The sequence below is a fragment of the Citrobacter freundii complex sp. CFNIH2 genome, assembly GCF_002880615.1.
Taxonomy (GTDB): domain Bacteria; phylum Pseudomonadota; class Gammaproteobacteria; order Enterobacterales; family Enterobacteriaceae; genus Citrobacter_A; species Citrobacter_A amalonaticus_F.
In genome coordinates, this window is sequence record NZ_CP025757.1 from 2,085,330 (window position 1) to 2,107,694 (window position 22,365).

Genomic DNA, 22,365 nt, shown 5'->3' on the forward strand with positions numbered 1-22,365 from the left:
TCCCATGACCCAACTGAAACTGGATACGCTCAGTGACCGCATCAAAGCGCACAAAACCGCGCTGGTGCACATCATCAAACCACCGGTCTGTACCGAACGCGCGCAGCATTACACTGAAATGTACCAGCAGCACCTGGACAAGCCGATTCCGGTACGCCGCGCGCTGGCGCTGGCACATCATCTGGCACAACGAACCATCTGGATCAAACACGACGAGCTGATCATCGGTAACCAGGCAAGTGAAGTCCGCGCCGCGCCGATCTTCCCGGAATACACCGTCTCGTGGATTGAAAAAGAGATCGACGATCTGGCGGACAGACCAGGGGCAGGCTTTGCGGTCAGTGAAGAGAACAAGCGCGTACTGCATGCCGTGTGCCCGTGGTGGCGCGGTCAGACCGTTCAGGATCGCTGCTACGGCATGTTTACCGATGAGCAAAAAGGGTTGCTGGAAACCGGCATTATCAAAGCTGAAGGCAACATGACCTCCGGTGACGCACACCTGGCGGTGAACTTCCCGCTGCTGCTGGAAAAAGGCATTGACGGCCTGCGGGAAAAAGTCGCGGAGCGCCGTTCTCGTATTAACCTGACCGTTCTCGAGGATCTGCATGGCGAGCAGTTCCTGAAAGCCATTGATATCGTGCTGGTTGCCGTCAGTGACCACATCGCCCGCTTTGCCGAACTGGCACGTAAAATGGCAAGTGAAGAGACGCGCATCAGCCGTCGTAACGAGCTGCTGGCGATAGCGGAAAACTGCGATCTGATTGCCCACCAGCCGCCGCAGACTTTCTGGCAGGCACTGCAACTGTGCTATTTCATCCAGTTGATTCTGCAAATTGAGTCCAATGGTCACTCGGTGTCGTTCGGACGCATGGATCAGTATCTTTATCCGTACTACCGCCGTGACGTGGAGCTGAACCTGTCGCTGGACCGCGAACACGCCATTGAGCTGCTGCACAGCTGCTGGCTGAAACTGCTGGAAGTGAACAAAATCCGCTCCGGCTCGCACTCTAAAGCTTCCGCAGGCAGCCCGTTGTATCAGAACGTCACCATTGGCGGACAAAACCTGGTCAACGGTCAGCCGATGGATGCGGTCAATCCGCTTTCTTACGCGATCCTTGAATCCTGCGGTCGTCTGCGTTCCACCCAGCCTAACCTCAGCGTGCGTTATCACGCCGGGATGAGCAACGACTTCCTTGATGCCTGCGTACAGGTGATCCGCTGTGGCTTTGGCATGCCGGCATTTAACAACGACGAAATTGTGATCCCGGAATTCATCAAACTCGGTATTGAGCCGCAGGACGCCTACGATTACGCGGCGATTGGCTGCATCGAAACCGCCGTCGGCGGCAAGTGGGGCTACCGTTGCACCGGCATGAGCTTTATCAACTTTGCCCGCGTAATGCTGGCCGCGCTGGAAGGCGGTCGTGACGCCACCAGTGGAAAAGTCTTCCTGCCGCAGGAAAAAGCGCTTTCCGTCGGTAACTTCGACAATTTCGACGAGGTAATGGCGGCATGGGATACCCAGATCCGCTACTACACGCGCAAATCGATTGAGATTGAATATGTGGTCGACACCATGCTGGAAGAGAACGTGCACGATATTCTCTGCTCGGCACTGGTAGACGACTGCATCGAGCGGGCGAAGAGCATTAAGCAAGGTGGGGCGAAGTATGACTGGGTATCCGGTTTGCAGGTCGGTATCGCCAACCTCGGCAACAGCCTGGCCGCAGTGAAAAAACTGGTCTTTGAACAGGGGACAATCGGTCAGCAACAGCTGGCGGCGGCGCTGGCCGATGATTTTGACGGTCTGACCCACGAGCAGTTGCGTCAGCGTTTAATCAACGGTGCGCCGAAGTATGGCAACGATGATGACACGGTCGACACCCTGCTGGCTCGCGCGTACCAGACCTATATTGATGAACTGAAACAGTACCATAACCCGCGTTACGGACGCGGCCCGGTCGGCGGTAATTACTACGCGGGCACCTCGTCTATCTCGGCAAACGTGCCGTTTGGCGCAGCAACCATGGCGACACCAGATGGCCGTAAAGCGCATACCCCGCTGGCTGAAGGGGCAAGCCCGGCGTCCGGCACCGACCATCTGGGTCCAACGGCGGTGATTGGCTCAGTCGGCAAACTGCCTACCGGTTCGATTCTGGGCGGCGTGTTGTTGAACCAGAAGTTGAACCCGGCGACGCTGGAAAATGAATCCGACAAGCAGAAACTGATGATCCTGCTGCGCACCTTCTTTGAAGAGCACAAAGGCTGGCACATTCAGTACAACATCGTGTCGCGCGAAACCCTGCTGGAGGCGAAAAAACACCCGGATCAGTACCGTGATCTGGTGGTCCGTGTGGCCGGTTATTCCGCCTTCTTCACCGCGCTTTCACCGGACGCGCAGGACGATATTATCGCCCGTACTGAACATATGTTGTAAAAAAACGCCCGGTGGCGCTACGCTTACCGGGCCTACATTGTCTCCCCCGTAGGCCGGGTAAGGCGAAGCCGCCACCCGGCTTTCTGACTTTCATTCGAAATTAAATTTGTGCTTTAGGTCACATTGTTATTAAAATGTTTCTGGTCGCAGTTTTGAGCCAGGAGCTTTGTATGACCGTTAAAGTTATCGTCACCGATATGGACGGAACTTTTCTCAATGACGCCAAAAAGTACGATCACGCACGATTTATGGCGCAGTACCACGAGCTAAAAAAACGCAACATTGAATTCGTCGTCGCCAGCGGCAATCAGTATTTTCAGCTCATCTCTTTCTTCCCCGAACTCAAAGACGAGATCTCCTTCGTTGCCGAAAACGGCGCGCTGGTGTTTGAGCATGGCAAACAGCTTTTTCATGGCGAACTCACGCGCCACGAATCTCAGGTTGTGATGGGCGAATTGCTTAAAGATAAACAACTCAACTTTGTGGCCTGCGGTCTGCAAAGCGCTTACGTCAGTGAAAACGCGCCGGAACCCTTTGTCGCGCTGATGTCGAAGCACTACCACCGCCTGAAGCCGGTGAAGGACTACCATGACATCAACGACGTGCTGTTTAAGTTCTCGCTGAATCTGCCAGACCAGCAGATCCCGTTGGTTATCGACCACCTGCACACGGCGCTGGACGGCATTATGAAACCCGTAACCAGCGGTTTCGGCTTTATCGACCTGATCATTCCCGGACTCCATAAAGCCAATGGCATCAGCCGGTTACTAAAACGCTGGAACCTCTCACCGAAGGAAGTGGTCGCCATTGGCGACAGCGGCAATGATGCAGAAATGCTGAAAATGGCACACTACTCTTTCGCCATGGCGAATGCCACCGACAGCATCAAGGCACTCTCCCGCTATCAGACGGATGACAACAATCATCAGGGCGCACTGAACGTGATTCAGTCCGTGCTGGATAACACCGCCCCCTTCAACATGTGACTGCAATAACCGGGGCACCCTGTTCCGGTTTCATTTTCTTTCCCTCCTGTTCATCAACTCAAAACTTTAAACTTGCATTAACTTTTTTATAACTTATATTATCACCTGTAAGTTATATTAGTTTCGAATGAAAGTTATGCGAGGTGATTATGGCTTTTACCTTCACAAGTGACACATTACCGGTCGATCATAAAGCGGCGATCCGTCAGATGAAGCAGGAACTGCGGGCGCAGCTCGGCGACGTCCAACAGATCTTCAGCCAGATTAGCGATACCATTGCCACCCGCGTGGCGGAAATCAATGCGCTTAAAGCCCAGGGCGCCCCGGTTTGGCCTGAGCTGTCGTATGCCGATATCAACGCCGGCACCGTCACGGCGCAGCAGCGCGAACAGATCAAACGTCGCGGCTGTGCGGTCATCAAAGGTCACTTCCCGCGTGAGCAGGCGCTGGCCTGGGATCAGTCGATGCTGGACTATCTGGACAACAACCACTTTGACGAGGTGTACAAAGGCCCAGGCGATAACTTCTTTGGCACCCTCACCGCTTCGCGCCCGGAAATCTATCCGATCTACTGGTCGCAGGCGCAAATGCAGGCCCGACAGAGTGAAGAGATGGCGAACGTACAGTCGTTCCTCAACCGTCTGTGGACCTTTGAAAGCGAGGGCAAGCAGTGGTTTAACCCGGATGTCAGCGTGATCTACCCAGACAGGATCCGCCGCCGTCCACCGGGAACCACGTCAAAAGGGCTGGGCGCGCACACCGATTCCGGCGCGCTGGAACGCTGGCTGCTGCCGGCCTATCAGCGCGTCTTCGCGAATGTGTTTAACGGCAAGCTTACGGAATACGATCCGTGGCATGCCGCCCATCGTACTGAAGTGGAAGAGTATACGGTGGACAACACCACCAAATGCTCAGTGTTCCGCACCTTCCAGGGCTGGACCGCGCTGTCGGATATGTTGCCCGGTCAAGGTTTACTGCATGTCGTCCCCATTCCGGAAGCCATGGCCTATGTGCTGTTACGTCCTCTGCTGGATGATGTTCCGGAAGATGAACTGTGTGGCGTGGCGCCAGGGCGGGTACTGCCAATATCCGAACAATGGCATCCCGTGTTGATTGAGGCGCTTACCAGCATTCCGCCACTGGAAGCAGGCGACTCCGTCTGGTGGCATTGCGATGTGATTCACTCCGTAGCGCCGGTCGACAATCAGCAGGGCTGGGGAAATGTGATGTACATACCCGCCGCGCCTCTGTGTGAGAAGAATCTGGCCTATGCGCACAGCGTGAAGGCCGCGCTGGAGAAAGGCGCATCGCCGGGCGATTTCCCGCGTGAAGATTACGAAACAAACTGGGAAGGCCGCTTCACGCTGGCGGATTTAAATATCCACGGCAAGCGTGCGCTGGGAATGCGTTAACGGTCATACAGACCTTCCTGTTCAACGGCGGTGCGTCGTTTCCCCTGACGTATCCGCCGGACCGACTCCCGTACCGCAAGCGTGCCATTAAGTAATAACGAACTGACTGGTGCCTCCGGGCGTACCAGACGCTGTTGGAGCATATACACCGCCTCTGTCCCCAACTCATCCCGGGGAACATGAACCGCCGTTAAGGGGACATCCTGAATCGACGCCAGATTGAAACCATCAATACTCATCACCGAGATGTCCTGCGGTACGCGTAGCGCCTGTTTTTGCAGTGCGCTGATGACTCCCGCCGCCATGAAATCCCCCCCGACTAAAAACGCAGTGGGTAAATCCTCCCCCTTTCTCTGACTGATCCATTCACTGACCAGATGCTCTGTCTCTCTGGCACTGAAGCTGGATGCCACCAGCAGATCGCGGTCGTCAGTAAACTTCAGGTTATGCGACCGCCACGCATCGCGGATCCCTGCTAACCGCAGCTCCATTGTGTATCGGCGCAGGCAGAGAACGTTCATCACCTCGCGATGCCCCATTTCAAACAGATAACCCGCTGCTCGCTCGCCAATCGACCGATGATCGGGCGCCACCACGGGAAGACGCATTAACCGGTCGCGACAGTTAATCAACAGACACGGTTTTCCTACATCAACGACTAAATCATGGATATGCGGATCGTCTATTCCCAGCAAAATAGCGGCTTGCGTATCCGGTTCGTTCATTCGCGCCAGAAACACTTGCGCATCACTGTCATGTTCCTCAAGGGCGCAGTAGCGCAGTCGGACTTCGTGCGAGGCCAGTCCTTTATTCACACTCTGGATCACACGGTAATAAAAGATGTCGGACCGCTCATCAAATGCCCGCTGTGGCGCAAAGATTATCAGGCTATTGAGTAGCAGACGCCCTGCCGCCATTCCCTCCATCACCCCCAGTTCACGCGCGCATTCCAGCACGATACGCCGCGCGTTGTGGCTGGTGTTGGACTTTCCCGCCAGCACGCGCGAAACGGTGCTGATAGAGAGCTGCGTCCGGGCGGCAATTTCCCTGATTTTCAATCTTTTATCCATTTTGTGATCTGGCTCCACTTGCCTGATGAAAAAATTTTCACGGCCAAAAATCGAAGCAATGACAGGCTTCGAATGAATGTTGTCAGAAAACGGACTTTCTGTATGAGAAAGCTTGCACAAATTCTGCTACTGACGGCTCCGTTTCTCCCTTAAGGTAAATTTGTCATACAACTTCCATACTAGTTGTATAGCAACTTAATCGCTTAACGCAATAAAAACTAAAGCGATAAAACCCTGTGGCATACGAAACATTCCCCTACCGTCCGTCTTGTGGAGACTGAAAATGAGTCAGGACATCAACAACACTGCTGCGGCAAGCAAACCCCGTCGCGTTATAAAAAATCTGCGCTGGTATGTGCTGGTACTTTTTTTACTCGGCGTCACCGTTAACTACATCACCCGAAATTCATTAGGCATTCTGGCACCGGAACTGAAAGAGAGCCTGGGCATCACTACCGAGCAATATTCGTGGATTGTCGGCGCATTTCAGCTCGCCTACACCATTTTCCAGCCGTTATGCGGATGGCTGATCGACGTGATTGGTTTGAAAATTGGCTTCATGGTTTGCGCCGGCATCTGGGCGCTGATGTGTATTTTTCATGCCGGTGCCGGAAGCTGGTTGCATCTTGCGATTCTGCGCTTTTTTATGGGTGCCTCAGAAGCCGCCGCAACCCCGGCCAACGCCAAAACTATCGGCGAATGGTTCCCTAAATCAGAACGTCCAGTCGCTGCCGGCTGGGCTGGCGTCGGCTTCTCGATTGGCGCAATGCTCGCACCGCCTATCATCTACTTCGCACACGCCTCATTTGGCTGGCAGGGCGCGTTTATGTTTACCGGCGTGCTGGCGTTGCTGTGGGTGATTCTGTGGTGGGCGTTCTATCACAACCCGGAACAACACCCGAATCTGAGTCAAGATGAACTGGCCTTTATTAAGCAGGATAACGAACCGCCAGCAGTCAAGTTGCCTTTCCTGACAGCATTAAAAACCGTCTCAAAAAACAAACGATTTTATGGTATCGCCATCCCGGCCTTTATGGCGGAGCCAGCCTGGGCCGTACTGAGCTTCTGGGTGCCGCTGTATCTCGCCAAAGAACACGGTATGGATCTGAAGCAGATCGCGATGTTTGCCTGGCTTCCGTTCCTGGCGGCTGACATCGGCAGCGTGGCGAGCGGCTATCTGACGCGTTTATACACCCGCCTGTTCGGTTGCTCCCGCGTCAACTCGGTGGTGGCAAGCTCTGTGACCGGTGCATTTTTGATGATCTCATTGGGGATCGTCGCCATTACCCGCGATCCCTATATCACCATTGTGCTGATCTCCATTGGCGGCTTCGGGCATCAGATCATCTCCTGCATGCTGAGTGCGCTCGTCGTGGAGTCGTTTGATAAAGGCCAGATGGCCACCGTCAACGGCATGCGCGGTTCGGCGGCGTGGATCGCCAGCTTCCTGTTCTCCCTTTTGATTGGTGTTACGGCTGACAAAATCGGCTTTAACCCACTCTTCATTGCCATGGGGTTCTTTGACCTGATTGGCGCTGTTTTCCTGGTGGCATTTATTGCTGAACGTCGCGCCAAGCGCGCCTGATAGTGGATGTATTACATATGAAAACCCTGAAAAACTGGACTCTTGATACACAATCGGCCACTCACCTTGAACTGGTGGTGGATGAACAACACCGCCTGTGTCTTTACGTGCTGGAAGAGAATCTTTTTCGCGTGCTGATCAAACGGAAAGGTGAGCTGGCGTTGGACCGAACCTGGAGCATCGCGCCTGAAAAAGACGTACCGTGGGAAGGTCGGCACCGCGACGACATCAGCGGTTTTAGCTGTCCGGGCTGGACGCTTTCACAGCAGGACGATGGTGTGACGGTGTCGACTCACCAACTGCGCGTCACCGTCCATCAACCACTGTGGCTGGAGTGGGAGTATCGTAATGACGCCGGCGTTTGGCAATCGCTGGTGAACGATCGCGCCACCAGTGCCTATCTGATCAACGCCCACGGCGATGGTGTCGCGCATTACCTGAGCCGTCGTAAAGACGAACGTTTCTACGGCCTGGGCGAGAAAGCGGGCGATCTACAGCGTAACGGTAAGCGCTATGAGATGCGTAACCTCGACGCCATGGGCTATAACGCCGTCAGCACCGATCCGCTGTACAAGCATATTCCCTTCACCCTCACCCGCCGCGATGACGTCAGCTACGGTCTTTTTTATGACAACCTCAGCAGTTGCTGGCTGGATCTGGGCAACGAGATCGACAACTATCACACCGCCTATCGCCGCTGGCAGGCGGAAGCAGGCGATATTGATTACTACATGTTTACCGGCAAACGGGCGCTGGACGTCACCAAAGCCTTCGTACGCCTGACCGGGAAAACCCTGTTCGGTCCAAAATGGAGCCTCGGCTACAGCGGTTCCACAATGCACTACACCGACGCGCCGGATGCGCAAAACCAGCTCATGAATTTTATTCGTCTGTGTGCAGAACACGCGATCCCGTGCGATTCTTTCCAGCTCTCGTCGGGATACACCTCGATTAACGGTAAGCGCTATGTCTTCAACTGGAATTACGACAAAGTGCCACAACCCAAAGTGATGAGTCAGGCATTCCACGATGCCGGACTGAAGCTTGCTGCCAACATCAAGCCCTGTCTGTTGCAGGATCACCCTCGCTATAACGAGGTGGCGGAAAAAGGATTATTCATTCGCGATTCCGAAAACGATGTACCGGAACGCTCCAGCTTCTGGGATGATGAAGGATCGAACCTCGACTTTACCAACCCGCAGACCATTCAGTGGTGGCAAAACGGTGTGACGACGCAACTGCTGGAGATGGGGATAGATTCCACCTGGAACGATAACAACGAGTTCGAAGTGTGGGATGGGGAAGCGCGCTGTAACGGCTTTGGCAAAGAAATTGCCATCAAACACATTCGCCCGGTGATGCCGTTGCTGATGATGCGCGCCTCGCTGGAAGCGCAACAGCGTTTTGCACCGGAAAAGCGTCCGTATCTGATTTCCCGCTCCGGCTGCGCAGGGATGCAACGCTATGTTCAGACCTGGAGCGGAGATAACCGAACCAGTTGGGATACTCTGCGTTATAACACCCGTATGGGGCTGGGAATGAGCCTGTCCGGGCTGTTCAACGTCGGCCATGATGTCGGTGGATTCTCAGGCGATAAACCCGACGCCGAACTGTTCGTACGATGGGTACAGAATGGCGTCATGCATCCACGCTTTACCATTCACTCGTGGAATGACGACCATACGGTGAACGAACCCTGGATGTATCCGGGCGTGACGCCAGCCATTCGCAGCGCGATCGCGTTACGCTATCGGCTGCTGCCCTATCTCTACACCCTGCTCTGGCAAGCCCATGCCGACGACGAACCGATGTTACGCCCGACGTTCCTCGACCATGAGTATGACGCGCAAACCTTTGAAGAATGCGATGATTTCCTGTTGGGTCGCGACATACTGGTTGCAAGCGTGGTGGAGGCCGCTCAGCGCGAGCGCCGTGTCTGGTTGCCGGATAACGAAACCGGCTGGTACGATTTTTACACTCACCAGTGGTTCTCTGGCGGCCAGTGGATCACCCGCGATGCGCCGCTGGAAAAACTGCCGCTGCTGGTACGTGCCGGGGCGGGTCTGCCGCTCAGCGAACGCATTACCCATGTGAATGCCGAAAAAGACGATACCCGTGAACTGATGCTATACCCGGTCAAAGGTGTCGGAACGACCTCTGGTCTGCTGTTTGAAGATGACGGCGAGTCATGGGGATATCAACATGGCAATGCGCTGTGGGTTGAGTGGGAAATGCAATGCGACAGCTCAACCATTAACCTGAAGGTGAACGCGCGAGGGGATTATCGTCCAGCGTGGAAAGCGCTGAAGGTGTCGTTACCGGCAGGAGAAAGACGCACGCTGTTGGTGAATGGTGTCGAAGGGAGTGAGTGGGTGTTGTAGTGCGTTATTGCCGGGTGGCGGCGTCGCCTTACCCGGCCTACGGTCTGAGTCGTAGGCCCGGTAAGCGTTGCGCCACCGGGCAATTGTTTTAATTCTCAATACCTTTGCTACGCAGATAATCTTCGTAGTTGCCGCTGAAGTCCACCACGCGCTCTGGGGTGATTTCCAGCACGCGGGTCGCCAGTGAACTCACAAACTCACGGTCGTGAGAAACGAAGATCAGGGTTCCCTGATACATCTCCAGCGCCATGTTCAGCGATTCGATGGATTCCATATCGAGGTGGTTAGTCGGTTCGTCCATGACCAGAATGTTTGGCTTCTGCATCATCAATTTACCGAACAGCATACGACCCTTTTCACCACCCGACAGAACCTTCGCGGGCTTTTTGATGTCGTCCTGGCTGAACAGCAGACGACCGAGGATGCTGCGCACCGCCTGTTCGTCATCGCCTTCCTGCTTCCACTGACTCATCCAGTCGAAGACCGTCAGATCGTTTTCGAATTCATATTCGTGATCCTGCGCGTAATAGCCAATGCGCGCGTTCTCAGACCATTTCACGGTACCGCTGTCGGCGTCCAGATCGCCCACCAGCGTTTTCAGCAGCGTCGATTTACCCACGCCGTTGGTCCCCAGTACCGCCAGCTTTTCACCGACTTCCAGCAGCAGGTTCACGCCTTTAAACAGCGGACCGTTGTCAAAACCTTTGCTGAGCGCTTCCACTTCCAGCGCGTTACGGAACAGTTTCTTGTCCTGCTCGAAGCGGATGAACGGGTTCTGACGGCTGGATGCCTTCACTTCATCGAGTTTGATTTTATCAATCTGACGAGCACGAGACGTCGCCTGACGAGATTTAGAGGCGTTGGCGCTAAAACGGCTGACGAAGGATTGCAGGTCGGCAATCTGCGCTTTTTTCTTGGCGTTATCCGCCAGCAGACGTTCGCGCGCCTGCGTCGCGGCGGTCATGTATTCGTCGTAATTCCCCGGGTAAATACGCAGTTCACCGTAGTCGAGGTCCGCCATATGCGTGCACACCATGTTCAGGAAGTGACGGTCGTGCGAAATGATGATCATGGTGCTGTCACGTTCATTCAGCACCTGCTCCAGCCAGCGGATGGTATCGATGTCCAGGTTGTTGGTCGGTTCGTCGAGCAGCAGAATATCCGGATTGGAAAACAGCGCCTGCGCCAGCAGTACACGCAGCTTCCAGCCAGGCGCGACTTCGCTCATCGGGCCGTAGTGTTGCTCCACCGGAATACCGACGCCAAGTAGCAGTTCACCAGCGCGCGCTTCTGCAGAGTAACCGTCCATCTCGCCGTATTTCACTTCCAGATCGGCCACCTTGTAGCCATCTTCTTCGCTCATCTCCGGCAAGGCGTAGATGCGATCGCGCTCCTGCTTCACTTCCCACAGCTCACCGTGGCCCATGATGACCGTATCAAGCACCGTGAACTCTTCAAAAGCGAACTGATCCTGGCGCAGCTTACCGATACGCTCATTGGGATCGAGAGAAACGTTACCCAGCGTCGGCTCAAGGTCGCCGCCGAGAATTTTCATAAAGGTGGATTTACCGCTACCGTTGGCGCCAATCAGGCCGTAACGGTTGCCGCCGCCAAATTTGACGGAAATGTTTTCGAACAGCGGCTTACTGCCGAACTGCATGGTGACGTTGCTGGAAACTAACACGGACGTATCCTAAAGAATATGTGACAAACCGCGTATTATGCCACAAGTCTTAAATAAGATCGCGCCCCGTCGCAAACGACTACACTGGGGTGACAGGAAAAAAATGTGATTTCGTACACATCTGAATTCCCTGTTAACAGGAATGCACATATAATGCGCTCCCAACACTACAGAATTCTCAACCCAACAGCCTGCCAGGCAATGAATCTCGCATAACATGAATATGAAATTAACAACGTTTTTCGCGGCAGCACTCGCGGTAGTCGGCTTTTGCAGTACCGCATCCGCTGTCACCTATCCTCTGCCAACGGATGGTAGTCGCGTCATTGGTCAGAATCAGGTTATCACCATCCCGGAAGGTAACACGCAGCCGCTGGAATATTTTGCTGCTGAATACCAGATGGGACTTTCCAACATGCTGGAAGCTAACCCGGGCGTGGATACCTTCCTGCCGAAAGGCGGCACCGTGCTGAATATTCCGCAGCAGTTGATTCTGCCGGACACGGTGCATGAAGGCATCGTGATTAACAGTGCGGAAATGCGTCTGTACTACTACCCGAAAGGCACCAATACGGTGATCGTCCTGCCAATCGGTATCGGTCAGTTAGGTAAAGACACGCCGATTAACTGGACCACCAAAGTAGAACGTAAGAAAGCCGGTCCGACCTGGACGCCAACCGCGAAAATGCACGCTGAATATCGTGCCGCAGGTGAACCGCTGCCTGCCGTTGTTCCTGCGGGTCCGGATAACCCGATGGGTCTGTACGCCCTGTACATTGGGCGTCTGTACGCCATTCATGGCACCAACGCGAACTTCGGTATCGGCCTGCGCGTGAGCCACGGCTGCGTGCGTCTGCGTAACGAAGACATCAAATTCCTGTTCCAGAATGTGCCTGTCGGCACGCGCGTACAGTTTATCGATGAGCCGGTAAAAGCCACCACCGAGCCAGACGGCAGCCGTTACATTGAAGTTCACAACCCACTGTCGACCACTGAAGCGCAGTTTGAAGGCGGTGAAATCGTACCGATCACCCTGTCGAAAAGCATTCAGAACATCACCAATCAGGCCGATGTGGACCAGAACGTCGTAGAGCAAGCGGTTCAGAACCGTTCAGGGATGCCTGTTCGTCTGAATTGATGAGTCTGCATTCGTTACGAGAGAGGGCTCATTCACTGAGCCCTTTTTTATTGATAGCGCCAGGCAATCAGAAAAGACGTCACCGCTGAGTGTGCAAGCGACTCCAGCACATCGCGATCCAACGGTTGCTGATCAATTAATGCCCCCGGGAAGGGATATCCCATGATCGCACCGAGAAAAGCGGTCGCCTGAAGTTGCGGATTATCAAGCTGTACTCTCCCCTGCGCCTGATATTGCGTCAGTATCTCTGCCAGCGCCTGTAAAACTCGCCCTGTTGGTCGCTGCTTAAGCGTGGCGTAAAGCTCTGGTTTCTGCACCAGAACCTGAATCAACAAACGCTGGAAATGGATATGTGCAGGGGCATAAAAGTGTTCTTGCACCACTTTCGCGAAGCCGAGCAGTAATGCCGGTAAATCGTCCGCGTTATCCGCCATCATCTGACGAAGCGAAGGCTGCATCCTCGCATTGAGAAACGAAAACGCTTCCACAAGCAGCGAATCTTTCCCGCCGGGGAAATGGCTATACAGTGTGGGCCGGGACGTTCCGGCAGTCGCGGCGATGGTGTCTAACGACACATCAAGCCCCTGCTCCAGAAAAAGATCACAAGCGGCCTGTAAAATTCGGGGGCGTGCTTTCATCGGACGCCCACGTTGATTTGCCATTAAAACGGTCCTTAATGATTTGTCGATGCAACCTTACGTTTTCAGATACCGTAGTCCTTGTCGAATAAGGATGAAAAACAGCGGCACAAAAAGCAGCGTTAAAACGGTACCGGTAAGCATCCCTCCAATGACGGCGGTACCGATCTCTATTCGACTGACCGCCCCCGCTCCGGTAGAGAGTACCAGAGGGATAACGCCTGCCACAAATGCCAGTGAAGTCATGATAATGGGTCGCAAACGTAACCTTGCTCCCTCATACGCCGCTTGCGTAATCTCCAGACCTTCGGCGATACGCGACTGCGCAAACTCGACAATCAAAATCGCGTTTTTTGCCGACAATCCCATCGTGGTCAATACGCCAACCTGGAAATAAATATCATTGTTGAATCCGACGAGCATTGAAGCCGTCACCGCGCCCAAAATGCCCAGTGGAATGATCAACATGACCGCCAGTGGAATTGACCAGTTTTCATACAATGCAGCAAGACAGAGAAAAATAAAGATGAGAGACGCCATGTAAATCCACAGCGTCTGAACGGACGATGCTTTTTCTTGAAACGACAAGCCGCTCCACTGCAAACCTAAACCAGGCATTTCCGCTATCATTTCTTCCATCAGATCAAGCGCATGGCCAGAACTGGTGCCTGCTGCGGCATTGCCCTGAAATTGAACGGCAGGCAAACCATTAAAACGCTGCAACATCTGTGGACCTGTCGTCCATTTGAATGACGTGAAGCTCGCGATTGAGGCCATATTGCCACTCGATCCTTTCACAAACCAGGAGGCAAGATTCTCAGGCGTTGCACGCCACTCGGCATCCCCCTGCATGTACACCTTTTTGACGCGTCCGCGATCGATGAAATCATTGATGTAAACGCCCCCCAGCGCTGCAGAAAGCGTTTCATTAATATCGGCGTGAACAACGCCCTGAGAACCGGCTTTCAGTGGATCAATATTGACCTGTAACTGCGCCTTTTCTTCAAGACTGTTGATTCTGACTGCAGTGAGATATTCACTGCCGCCCGCCTGGCGTAAAAGCGCCTGCTGCGCCTGCAGGAGTGCCTCATATCCGATAGCAGATTGATCCTGAAGCCACAATTCAAATCCGCTGGACTGCCCAAGCCCCCGGACAGTCGGTGGGGACATCGCATTGATCGCTGCCAGAGGCACCGTTTTGAAATAGTGATTCGCGCGAGAAATGATCGCACTGGCACTATTCTGTTCCCCGCGTCGACGGTCCCAGTGCGTTAATTCTGCAAAAGCCATTCCGACATTTTGACCGCTCCCCGCATTGTTGCGCCCTGTTACCATAAAGATAACGTTGAGGTTATCTTTCTCTTGCGTCAGAAAGTAATCGGTAATGGCGTCACCCACGCGCTGCGTCATGGAGAGTGGCGATCCGGTAGGGAGAGTAAACTGAATCATCACCGCGCCCTGATCCTCATCAGGAAGAAAACCGGTCGGTAAGCGTTGATATTCCCACACCATAAACAGCACCAGTAACGTCGCAATAATGCATGAACGCAGGGGCCGTGAAACTATCCGTCGCAGCGTAACTAAATAGCCCTGCTGGCTCTTTTCCATCCCCTGGTTAAAACAGATAAAAAAGGCCCCTTTCTTCGGGTGCTCTTTTTTCAGCAAATGGGCGCAGAGGGTTGGTGTCAGTGTCAACGCCACCAGCGCGGAGAGTGTCATGGCAGCTGCGATGGTCACGGTGAACTGTCGATAAATAATCCCCACAGAACCGCCAAAAAACGCCATCGGAATGAAAACGGCCGCCAGCACCAGCGCGATACCAATCAGCGCACTGGTGATTTCCCTCATTGAATGCAATGTCGCTTCCGTGGGCGTCATATTTTCTTCGGCCATCACTCGCTCAACATTTTCGACCACCACAATAGCGTCATCCACTAACAGGCCGATCGCCAGTATCATGGCAAACAGCGTCAGGGTATTCAGGTTGTAACCGAGGACACTTAAAATACCGAACGTACCGAGCAGGACGACCGGTACCGTGATCGCAGGAATCAACGTGGCGCGCCAGTTTTGCAAAAACAGATACATCACTACGATGACCAGGAAGATCGCTTCAATTAATGTCCACACGACGCCTTCGATGGAAACCGTCACGAACGGCGTGCTGTCACGCGGATAAGCACTGATCACCCCTTGCGGAAACAGCGTACTGAGGCGTTCAACTTCCGCACGAACATTTTCAGCCGTTGCCAGCGCATTCGCCCCTGATGCCAGCTGAATGGAAATTCCGGCGGCCGGATAGCCATTCAGGGTCGTCTGATTCTGATAATTTTCGGCTCCCAATTCTATGCGGGCAACATCACGTAAATAGATGACAGAGCCATCAGGATTAATACGCACAACGATATTTTCAAATTGTTTGACGGTTTCAAGCCGCGACTGCGCCATCACGGTCGCATTGAGATATTGCCCCTCGACTGCAGGCAGTGACCCCACCTCTCCCCCGGTGACCTGTGCGTTCTGAGCTTCAATAGCAGCCCGGATATCAGACGGCATCAGACTAAAACTGGTGAGTTTGTAAGGATCCAGCCAGATGCGCATCGCATACTGCGCGCCAAAAATAGTGGTTTCTCCTACGCCATCAACCCGACTGAGCGGGTCCTGCAATGTGCTAATAAGGAAATCACTGATATCCAGACTGCTGAGTTGTCGGGTCTCATCATAAAGCGCGACCACCATCAGGCTATCCCCTTGCGATTTCGTCACCGTTATACCTTGTTGCTGCACTTCCGGCGGTAAACGGGTTATCGCCTGATTGACCGCGTTTTGTACCTGAACCTGCGCCATGTCGGGGTTCACCCCCTGATTAAAGCTGAGGCTGATTCGGGACTGGCCGGCGGAACTGCTGGTTGACGAGAAATAGAGCAGCCCATCAATCCCTTTAATCTGTTGCTCCAGCACCTGAGTGATGCTGTCTTCAACGGTCCTGGCTGATGCGCCTGGGTAATTCGCCGTAATATTCACTCCCGGCGGCGCGATATCGGGATACTGCTCAATGGGTAGCAGAAACAGCGCAAGCGTCCCTGCCGCCATAATTGAAATGGCCAGCACGGCGGAAAAAACCGGTCGGATAACAAAAAAACGCGCCAACATAGACAACCCCCCAGTCTGTAACCGCTGAACCGATATCGCACGGGCCGGAAACCTTACCGCAACGCTTAATCCGCGCATTAAATAAACAATTTATTTACTTTACTGTAAAGTAAATAAATTGGTCAAACAAAAAACCCTCTTCGGGAGGATGAAAAGGGTTTTGTCAGCACGTTGAAAGATCAGCGCATGTTGAATAAAACAAATCCTGCGACGGCCGCCCACACCAGCATCGGCAGCGAATAGAGATGAAAACGCCACCAGATGCGTCGGTCGTTTGCCATCCGTAGCGCAATCAAATTCGCCAGCGATCCTGGCAACAGACCAAATCCACCGACGTTAACCGCCCATGCCAGCAGCACGGTCGGAGGCACGTAATTCAGCAGCAAGATGGTGCTGGGGACATTGCTGATAAACTGCGAAAGGCCAATTGCCGTCAGCCACAGGCCGGGTTCAGACAGCGAGTCGACGTGATTTAACGTCCCCTGCAACGCTGGCAGTTGCGTCAGTAGATAGACATCAATAAACATCGCCATAAATACCAGCAGCAGCGTCCAGTCAACGCTCAACACCACACGCCGCGCCAGTAGCAAAAACCCCAGCGCCACCATCGCCAGCCCTACCAGCTCTTGTTTGAACTCCAGCGCCGTCAGAAAGACGATGTACAGCCCCAGACACCCCCATACCAGTCGCGGCTGCCATTGCGGCGCATGCGTGCCGGTGTGGTACGACAGCGGCTTATTAGGGAAACAGAACCAGCACACGACCAGCAGCGTCAACATCATCACGGCGGCAAGCGGCGCCATCTGGCTGATAAAGGCGAAAAATGAGAGACCAGAACGCCCCCACAGCAGAATGTTTTGCGGGTTGCCGATCGGCGTCAACAATGAACCGGCATTGACCGCCAGCGCTTCAAAAATAATGAGCCGGTTGACCGGTATCGCACACAGCTTCTTCAGCGTAATGGTCAGTGGCACGACGATAAAGAGCGCGACGTCGTTGGTCAGAAAAGTGGAAAGCAGCGCTGCTGCCAGCACCATGAACATCGCCAGACGGCGTTCAGTCGCAAAGCGGCGGGTCATTTTACGTCCCAGCACATCGAAATAGCCGCTAAGCTCAACGCCTTTAGTCAGCAGCATCAGGCCGCTCAGGGTGATAATGGTGTGCCAGTCAATGGCACCAGGCAAGGTCCGTGGCGTGAACGGCACCCACAGACTCAACCCCACGCCAACGACAATCAATAGCTGAAAAAAACGGTCGCGTTTCAACGCCCGCAATAAAGGCAGGTTCATTCAACGGAAGTTCCGTGTTGCTCAGTAAAGAGCCGGAATGCGTCCAGCGTCTCCTGACTAACATGGTGCTCCATCCCCTCAGCATCGCGACGGGCTATCTCAGCACTCACGCCCAACACCAGCAGGAAGTTCTCCACGATCTGATGGCGTTCGCGACTTTCCTGCGCCAGCTTCTCCCCTTCCGGGGTTAAGAAAACGCCGCGCCAGGGGATCATTTCGATCAGTCCCACCGACGCCAGACGCTTGAGCATCTTGGCTACCGTCGGCTGAGACACCCCAAGCCGGGCCGCCATATCCACCTGACGCGCCTCCCCGACTTCAATAATCAAGTCTGAAATCAACTCAACGTAGTCGTCGATCAGTTCGCGGCGATGCGCCTCTCTCACCTGGCGAAACCCTTCAACGTGTTCCTCAACGTTCACTAACTGCGTCACTTTTTTTGTTGTTGGCATACCTGCGCGACGACTCATTCTGCTTCCTCATTCCTGTGACGCGTTAACAGCATCTAATTGGAGAGCGTCCATTGTAAACCAGAGTTGCCCGGGCACAAAAAATTAACGTTTTAGCAATAGCTATATAATATAGCCTGTGCTATATCTGTATGTAATGCAGTCATCCCTCACGGATCGAGGGACCAGAAAGTCAGGAGGTCAATATGAACGAGTTCAAGAGGTGTATGCGCGTGTTTAGTCACTCTCCCTTTAAAGTCCGGTTAATGCTGCTCTCAATGCTGTGCGATATGATCAACAGCAAACCTGAGCAGGACAAACCTTCAGAAAAATAACGCGGCGTCGCGGTACGCCGCTTCATCTGGGTGTCATATACGGCCGCTACACTCCTGTTTATGTCAAAATAGCCCTTCTTTTTGTCGGATTTGCTAACCTCTTCGCAAAACAATTTCTGTCTGCCCGTTGACCTTCACATTCACACGCTCTATCTTCTTGCAGCCCTGCCTAACTTGCGGCTCGCAGATGCGGACCTCTTCCCCTCTTCACGCACTCTCAGCAGGTAATGACCCTTGGCGCCAGGGTAAGCACATGGCGTTATTACGATAGTGGCATATGAATTTAACCGTCAAAGACTCGCTTCTTGCTCGCAGCCGGGCCCTTAGCCCGTGGGCTGGCTTTTATGTTTTGCAGTCCCTGCTGATCAACCTGGCGCTGGGCTATCCGTTTAGTCTGCTGTATACCCTTGCCTTTACCTGCATATTGCAGTTGCTCTGGCGGAGTGCGCCGAGAGCGCAGAAGGTGCTGATCGGCGTGTGTTCGCTTGTCGCCGCCTGTTACTTTCCTTTCGGCCAGGCTTACGGATCGCCAAACTTCAATACGCTGCTGGCCCTGCACTCGACCAACATGGAAGAGTCCACGGAGATCCTGACGATTTTCCCCTGGTACAACTACCTGATGGGGGTGTTTATCTTTGCCCTTGGCGTGATCGCCGTGCGTCGCAAACCTGACGAAGAGAAGAAACGCTGGAATAAATATGACAGCCTGTGCCTGCTGTTCAGCGTCGTCGCTTTTTTTGTCACTCCCGTACAGAACCTGGCCTGGGGCGGCGTGTTTAAGTTAAAGGATACCGGCTATCCGGTATTCCGTTTCGCCAAAGACGTCATCGTCAATAACAATGAAGTCATTGACGAGCAGGAGCGCATGGCGAAATTCGCCAGCATGAAAGACACCTGGACCGTCACCGCCGTGAAGCCGAAATATCACACCTACGTGGTGGTGATCGGTGAAAGCGCTCGCCGTGATGCGCTGGGGGCATTTGGTGGCCACTGGGATAACACCCCGTTTGCCAGCAGCGTTAACGGCTACCTGTTTGCCGATTACGTCGCGGCCAGCGGGTCAACGCAAAAATCACTCGGGTTAACCCTCAACCGGGTCGTTGATGATAAGCCGCAGTATCAGGATAACTTTGTCACACTGGCAAACCGCGCCGGTTTCCAGACCTGGTGGTTCTCTAATCAGGGACAAATCGGCGAATACGATACCGCCATCGCCAGTATCGCAAAGCGGGCTGATGAAGTGCATTTTCTGAAGAGCGGTGACTTCGAAGCGGACAAAAACACCCAGGACGAGGCGTTGTTAAAAATGACCGCGCAGGTGCTGGAAACGGAACGCACCCAGCCGCAGCTGATTGTCCTGCATCTGATGGGTTCTCATCCACAGGCCTGCGATCGGACAAAAGGCAAGTACGACACGTTCGTCCAGTCGAAAGAGACCTCTTGCTATCTCTATACCATGACCCAGACCGACGACCTGCTGCGAAAACTGTACGACCAGCTCCGCAACAGCGGCGGCAGTTTCTCGCTGGCGTATTTCTCCGATCATGGCCTCGCCTTTAAAGAACGCGGGAAGGAAGTGCAGTATCTGGCGCATGACGACCAGTTCCAGCAAAACTTCCAGGTCCCGTTTATGGTGCTCTCCAGCGATGACAAAGCGCATAAAGTCATCAAAGCGCGGCGTTCCGCCAACGACTTCCTTGGCTTTTTCTCACAGTGGACAGGGATCAGCGCGAAAGAGATTAAGATGAAGTACCGGTTTATCTCTGAACAGAAGGCCGGGCCGGTGTATATCACCAACTTCAAATTGCAGAAGGTGGATTACAACCACCTGGGAACCGACGTTTTTAGCACCAAATCGCGCTAACGTCGCGAGACACAGCCAAAAAAAATCCGCCCCTTGAGGCGGATTTTTTATATCACCGACGTGATTAGAAGCGGTAACCGACGCCTGCGATCCAGGTGCCAACGTCAACGCTACGAATACGGCTCTGCTCGTAAGAGAAGTCCAGCGCAACGTTTTCGATCGGGTTGAACTGCACACCTGCGCCATAAGAGAAACCATAATCGCTGGTATCATCTTTATGCGTCGGGTAGTTGGTGTCCTGGAATTTACCGTAGCCCACACCCACAACACCGTAGATGCTTGCCCAGTCGTTCAGACGGTAAGCCGGACCAGCAGTGATGCCGTAGTACTGAGTTTTGTTGTAATCGCCTGCACCGTTAGTACGATCTTTTTCGGTGTAAGTGAAGGAACCGATTACGCCCAGCGGGTTGTTGTCCTGCTCATAGCGATACTTCAGGTTGAAACCGTTCATTTTGTTCGCCGCGCCCTGAGCATCGCTCTGAGCATAACCACCGGTAACGGTAGACGTTGCAGCGACGGCGGAACCTGCGGAGATAGCCAGAACAGCGGCCAGTGCTGAAAGACATGCAATTTTTTTCATAACCACCTCAAATGTGCTTCAAATAAATCCTAAGTGTTAAATATATCAAAAATTGATGAGAAACTCTTTGCGATTAGTGATGTCTAACGAGCCCTTTCATGTAACAGAACATTTCTATGAGCCGCTATCTCTTTCAATTAACATCACTTTTCCAGATATTCGTCCCATTATTACGCGCATAATAAAGGACATTCATCCAGATTATTCCTAATCTGCCAGCGCATTAATCCATCAACTTGCCGCCATTTTACGGCTTTCCAGGAATTTTTTTTCAACGAAGACTCAACCGCAGAAGGTTATTTCCATTACACTGCCTCTTTTACTTTTCTATACACAAATCAGGCAAGTTGCTGGATGGCGTGTATCTACAGTTATGTCGGGAGAACGGATGCCAGGGTCGTCACGTAAAACGCCAGTTTGGTTGCCTATTTTAGTACTGCTTATCGCCATGGCCTCGATCCAGAGCGGCGCATCGCTGGCAAAATCATTGTTTCCGCTGGTTGGCGCGCCCGGCGTGACCGCCCTCCGTCTGGCATTAGGCACGCTGATTCTTATTGTCTTCTTCAAACCATGGCGTCTGCGGTTTGCCAAAGAGCAGCGTCTGCCGCTGCTTTTTTACGGCCTGTCGCTGGGGGGAATGAACTACCTCTTCTATCTGTCGATTCAGACGGTCCCGTTGGGGATTGCAGTCGCGCTGGAGTTTACCGGGCCGCTGGCGGTCGCCCTGTTCTCTTCGCGACGCCCCGTTGATTTCATCTGGGTGGTGCTGGCGGTTCTGGGGCTCTGGTTCCTGCTGCCGCTGGGTCAGGACGTTTCGCATGTCGACCTGTTCGGTGCCACCATGGCGCTGGGCGCAGGTGCCTGCTGGGCTATCTATATTCTCAGCGGACAACGCGCCGGCGCTGAGCACGGCCCGGCCACCGTCGCAGTAGGCTCGCTGATTGCCGCTCTGGTTTTCGTCCCGCTTGGAGTAGCGCAGGCCGGGGAAGCGCTCTGGCACTGGTCGGTGATTCCGCTGGGTCTGGCGGTTGCGGTGCTGTCGACAGCGCTCCCCTACTCGCTGGAGATGATTGCCTTAACCCGCCTGCCTACACGCACCTTTGGTACGCTGATGAGTATGGAACCTGCACTGGCCGCCGTGGCAGGTATCCTGTTTCTCGGCGAAACGCTCACGCCTGTCCAGTTGCTGGCGCTTGGCGCGATCATTGCCGCCTCGATGGGCTCGACGCTGACCATTCGACGGGAGAGCAAAATAAAAGAAGTTGATGTAAATTAATTTTACATTTCTGCATGGTTGCATAACCATGCAGAATATCTTCCCGCTGTTTTCCCTGTATTTTCCTGATATTTCCCCACCGTCCACC

16 protein-coding genes are annotated in these 22,365 nt (G+C 53.7%); 9 read left to right on the forward strand and 7 right to left on the reverse strand.

What is annotated here, in order from left to right:
- The first annotated feature begins 4 nt into the window (after positions 1-4).
- From WM46_RS10315 to WM46_RS10325, 3 genes are all read left to right on the forward strand, one after another.
- Entirely contained in the window at positions 5-2,437 is a 2,433-nt protein-coding gene (locus WM46_RS10315) for a glycyl radical protein (RefSeq protein ID WP_102602193.1), read from the forward strand.
- 170 nt (positions 2,438-2,607) lie between these two features.
- Positions 2,608-3,423 carry a Cof-type HAD-IIB family hydrolase gene (locus WM46_RS10320; RefSeq protein WP_102602194.1) on the forward strand — a complete coding sequence of 272 codons (816 nt, stop codon included), beginning with the start codon at positions 2,608-2,610 and terminating at the stop codon, positions 3,421-3,423.
- 149 nt (positions 3,424-3,572) lie between these two features.
- The gene (locus WM46_RS10325; RefSeq protein WP_061076958.1) at positions 3,573-4,835 is read left to right on the forward strand and encodes a DUF1479 domain-containing protein; all 1,263 of its coding nucleotides are present in this window, start codon (positions 3,573-3,575) and stop codon (positions 4,833-4,835) included.
- Here WM46_RS10325 and WM46_RS10330 read toward each other — a convergent pair.
- Entirely contained in the window at positions 4,832-5,905 is a 1,074-nt protein-coding gene (locus WM46_RS10330) for a LacI family DNA-binding transcriptional regulator (protein WP_102602195.1), read from the reverse strand. The genes WM46_RS10325 and WM46_RS10330 overlap by 4 nt on opposite strands.
- A 283-nt stretch (positions 5,906-6,188) precedes the next feature.
- On the opposite strand from WM46_RS10330, the gene WM46_RS10335 reads away from it, so the two are divergent.
- Both WM46_RS10335 and WM46_RS10340 read left to right on the forward strand, forming a co-directional pair.
- On the forward strand, positions 6,189-7,490 hold the full coding sequence (locus tag WM46_RS10335; RefSeq protein WP_102602196.1) for an MFS transporter: 1,302 nt from the start codon (positions 6,189-6,191) through the stop codon (positions 7,488-7,490).
- Between the two features lie 17 nt (positions 7,491-7,507).
- A complete protein-coding gene (locus tag WM46_RS10340; RefSeq protein ID WP_187394478.1) occupies positions 7,508-9,871 on the forward strand; it encodes a TIM-barrel domain-containing protein in 2,364 nt (787 codons plus the stop codon).
- An 88-nt stretch (positions 9,872-9,959) separates the two neighbouring features.
- Here WM46_RS10340 and WM46_RS10350 read toward each other — a convergent pair whose 3' ends face one another.
- Positions 9,960-11,555 (reverse strand): ABC-F family ATPase, encoded by a 1,596-nt coding sequence (locus WM46_RS10350; RefSeq protein WP_061076954.1) that lies wholly within the window; start codon positions 11,553-11,555, stop codon positions 9,960-9,962.
- 217 nt (positions 11,556-11,772) lie between these two features.
- On the opposite strand from WM46_RS10350, the gene ldtB reads away from it, so the two are divergent.
- Positions 11,773-12,693, forward strand: coding sequence for a L,D-transpeptidase (gene ldtB / locus WM46_RS10355; protein WP_102602198.1), 921 nt, complete (start codon positions 11,773-11,775; stop codon positions 12,691-12,693).
- Positions 12,694-12,740: 47 nt separating this feature from the next.
- Here the strand turns inward: ldtB and WM46_RS10360 are convergent, their stop codons facing one another.
- The 4 genes from WM46_RS10360 to mntR all read right to left on the reverse strand — a co-directional run bounded on the left by WM46_RS10360 (position 12,741) and on the right by mntR (position 18,243).
- Positions 12,741-13,355 carry a TetR/AcrR family transcriptional regulator gene (locus WM46_RS10360; protein ID WP_102602199.1) on the reverse strand — a complete coding sequence of 205 codons (615 nt, stop codon included), beginning with the start codon at positions 13,353-13,355 and terminating at the stop codon, positions 12,741-12,743.
- A 33-nt stretch (positions 13,356-13,388) separates the two neighbouring features.
- Complete coding sequence (locus tag WM46_RS10365; RefSeq protein ID WP_102602200.1) at positions 13,389-16,484, reverse strand: multidrug efflux RND transporter permease subunit; 3,096 nt, start codon at positions 16,482-16,484, stop codon at positions 13,389-13,391.
- A 179-nt stretch (positions 16,485-16,663) separates the two neighbouring features.
- Positions 16,664-17,773 carry an anion transporter gene (locus WM46_RS10370; protein ID WP_102602201.1) on the reverse strand — a complete coding sequence of 370 codons (1,110 nt, stop codon included), beginning with the start codon at positions 17,771-17,773 and terminating at the stop codon, positions 16,664-16,666.
- Entirely contained in the window at positions 17,770-18,243 is a 474-nt protein-coding gene (mntR, locus tag WM46_RS10375; RefSeq protein WP_043001268.1) for a manganese-binding transcriptional regulator MntR, read from the reverse strand. Before mntR ends, WM46_RS10370 begins: the two co-directional genes overlap by 4 nt.
- Before the next feature lie 185 nt (positions 18,244-18,428).
- On the opposite strand from mntR, the gene mntS reads away from it, so the two are divergent.
- Positions 18,429-18,557: a manganase accumulation protein MntS gene (gene mntS / locus WM46_RS10380; RefSeq protein ID WP_061076948.1), complete on the forward strand. Its 129-nt coding sequence runs from the start codon at positions 18,429-18,431 to the stop codon at positions 18,555-18,557.
- Positions 18,558-18,834: 277 nt separating this feature from the next.
- Positions 18,835-20,421 (forward strand): phosphoethanolamine transferase, encoded by a 1,587-nt coding sequence (locus WM46_RS10385; RefSeq protein ID WP_061076947.1) that lies wholly within the window; start codon positions 18,835-18,837, stop codon positions 20,419-20,421.
- 64 nt (positions 20,422-20,485) lie between these two features.
- On the opposite strand, the gene ompX is transcribed toward WM46_RS10385, so the two are convergent.
- The gene (gene ompX / locus WM46_RS10390; protein ID WP_043001271.1) at positions 20,486-21,001 is read right to left on the reverse strand and encodes an outer membrane protein OmpX; all 516 of its coding nucleotides are present in this window, start codon (positions 20,999-21,001) and stop codon (positions 20,486-20,488) included.
- 388 nt (positions 21,002-21,389) lie between these two features.
- Here ompX and rhtA point away from each other — a divergent pair, with 388 nt between their 5' ends.
- A complete protein-coding gene (rhtA, locus tag WM46_RS10400) occupies positions 21,390-22,277 on the forward strand; it encodes a threonine/homoserine exporter RhtA (protein ID WP_061076946.1) in 888 nt (295 codons plus the stop codon).
- Positions 22,278-22,365 lie beyond the last annotated feature (88 nt).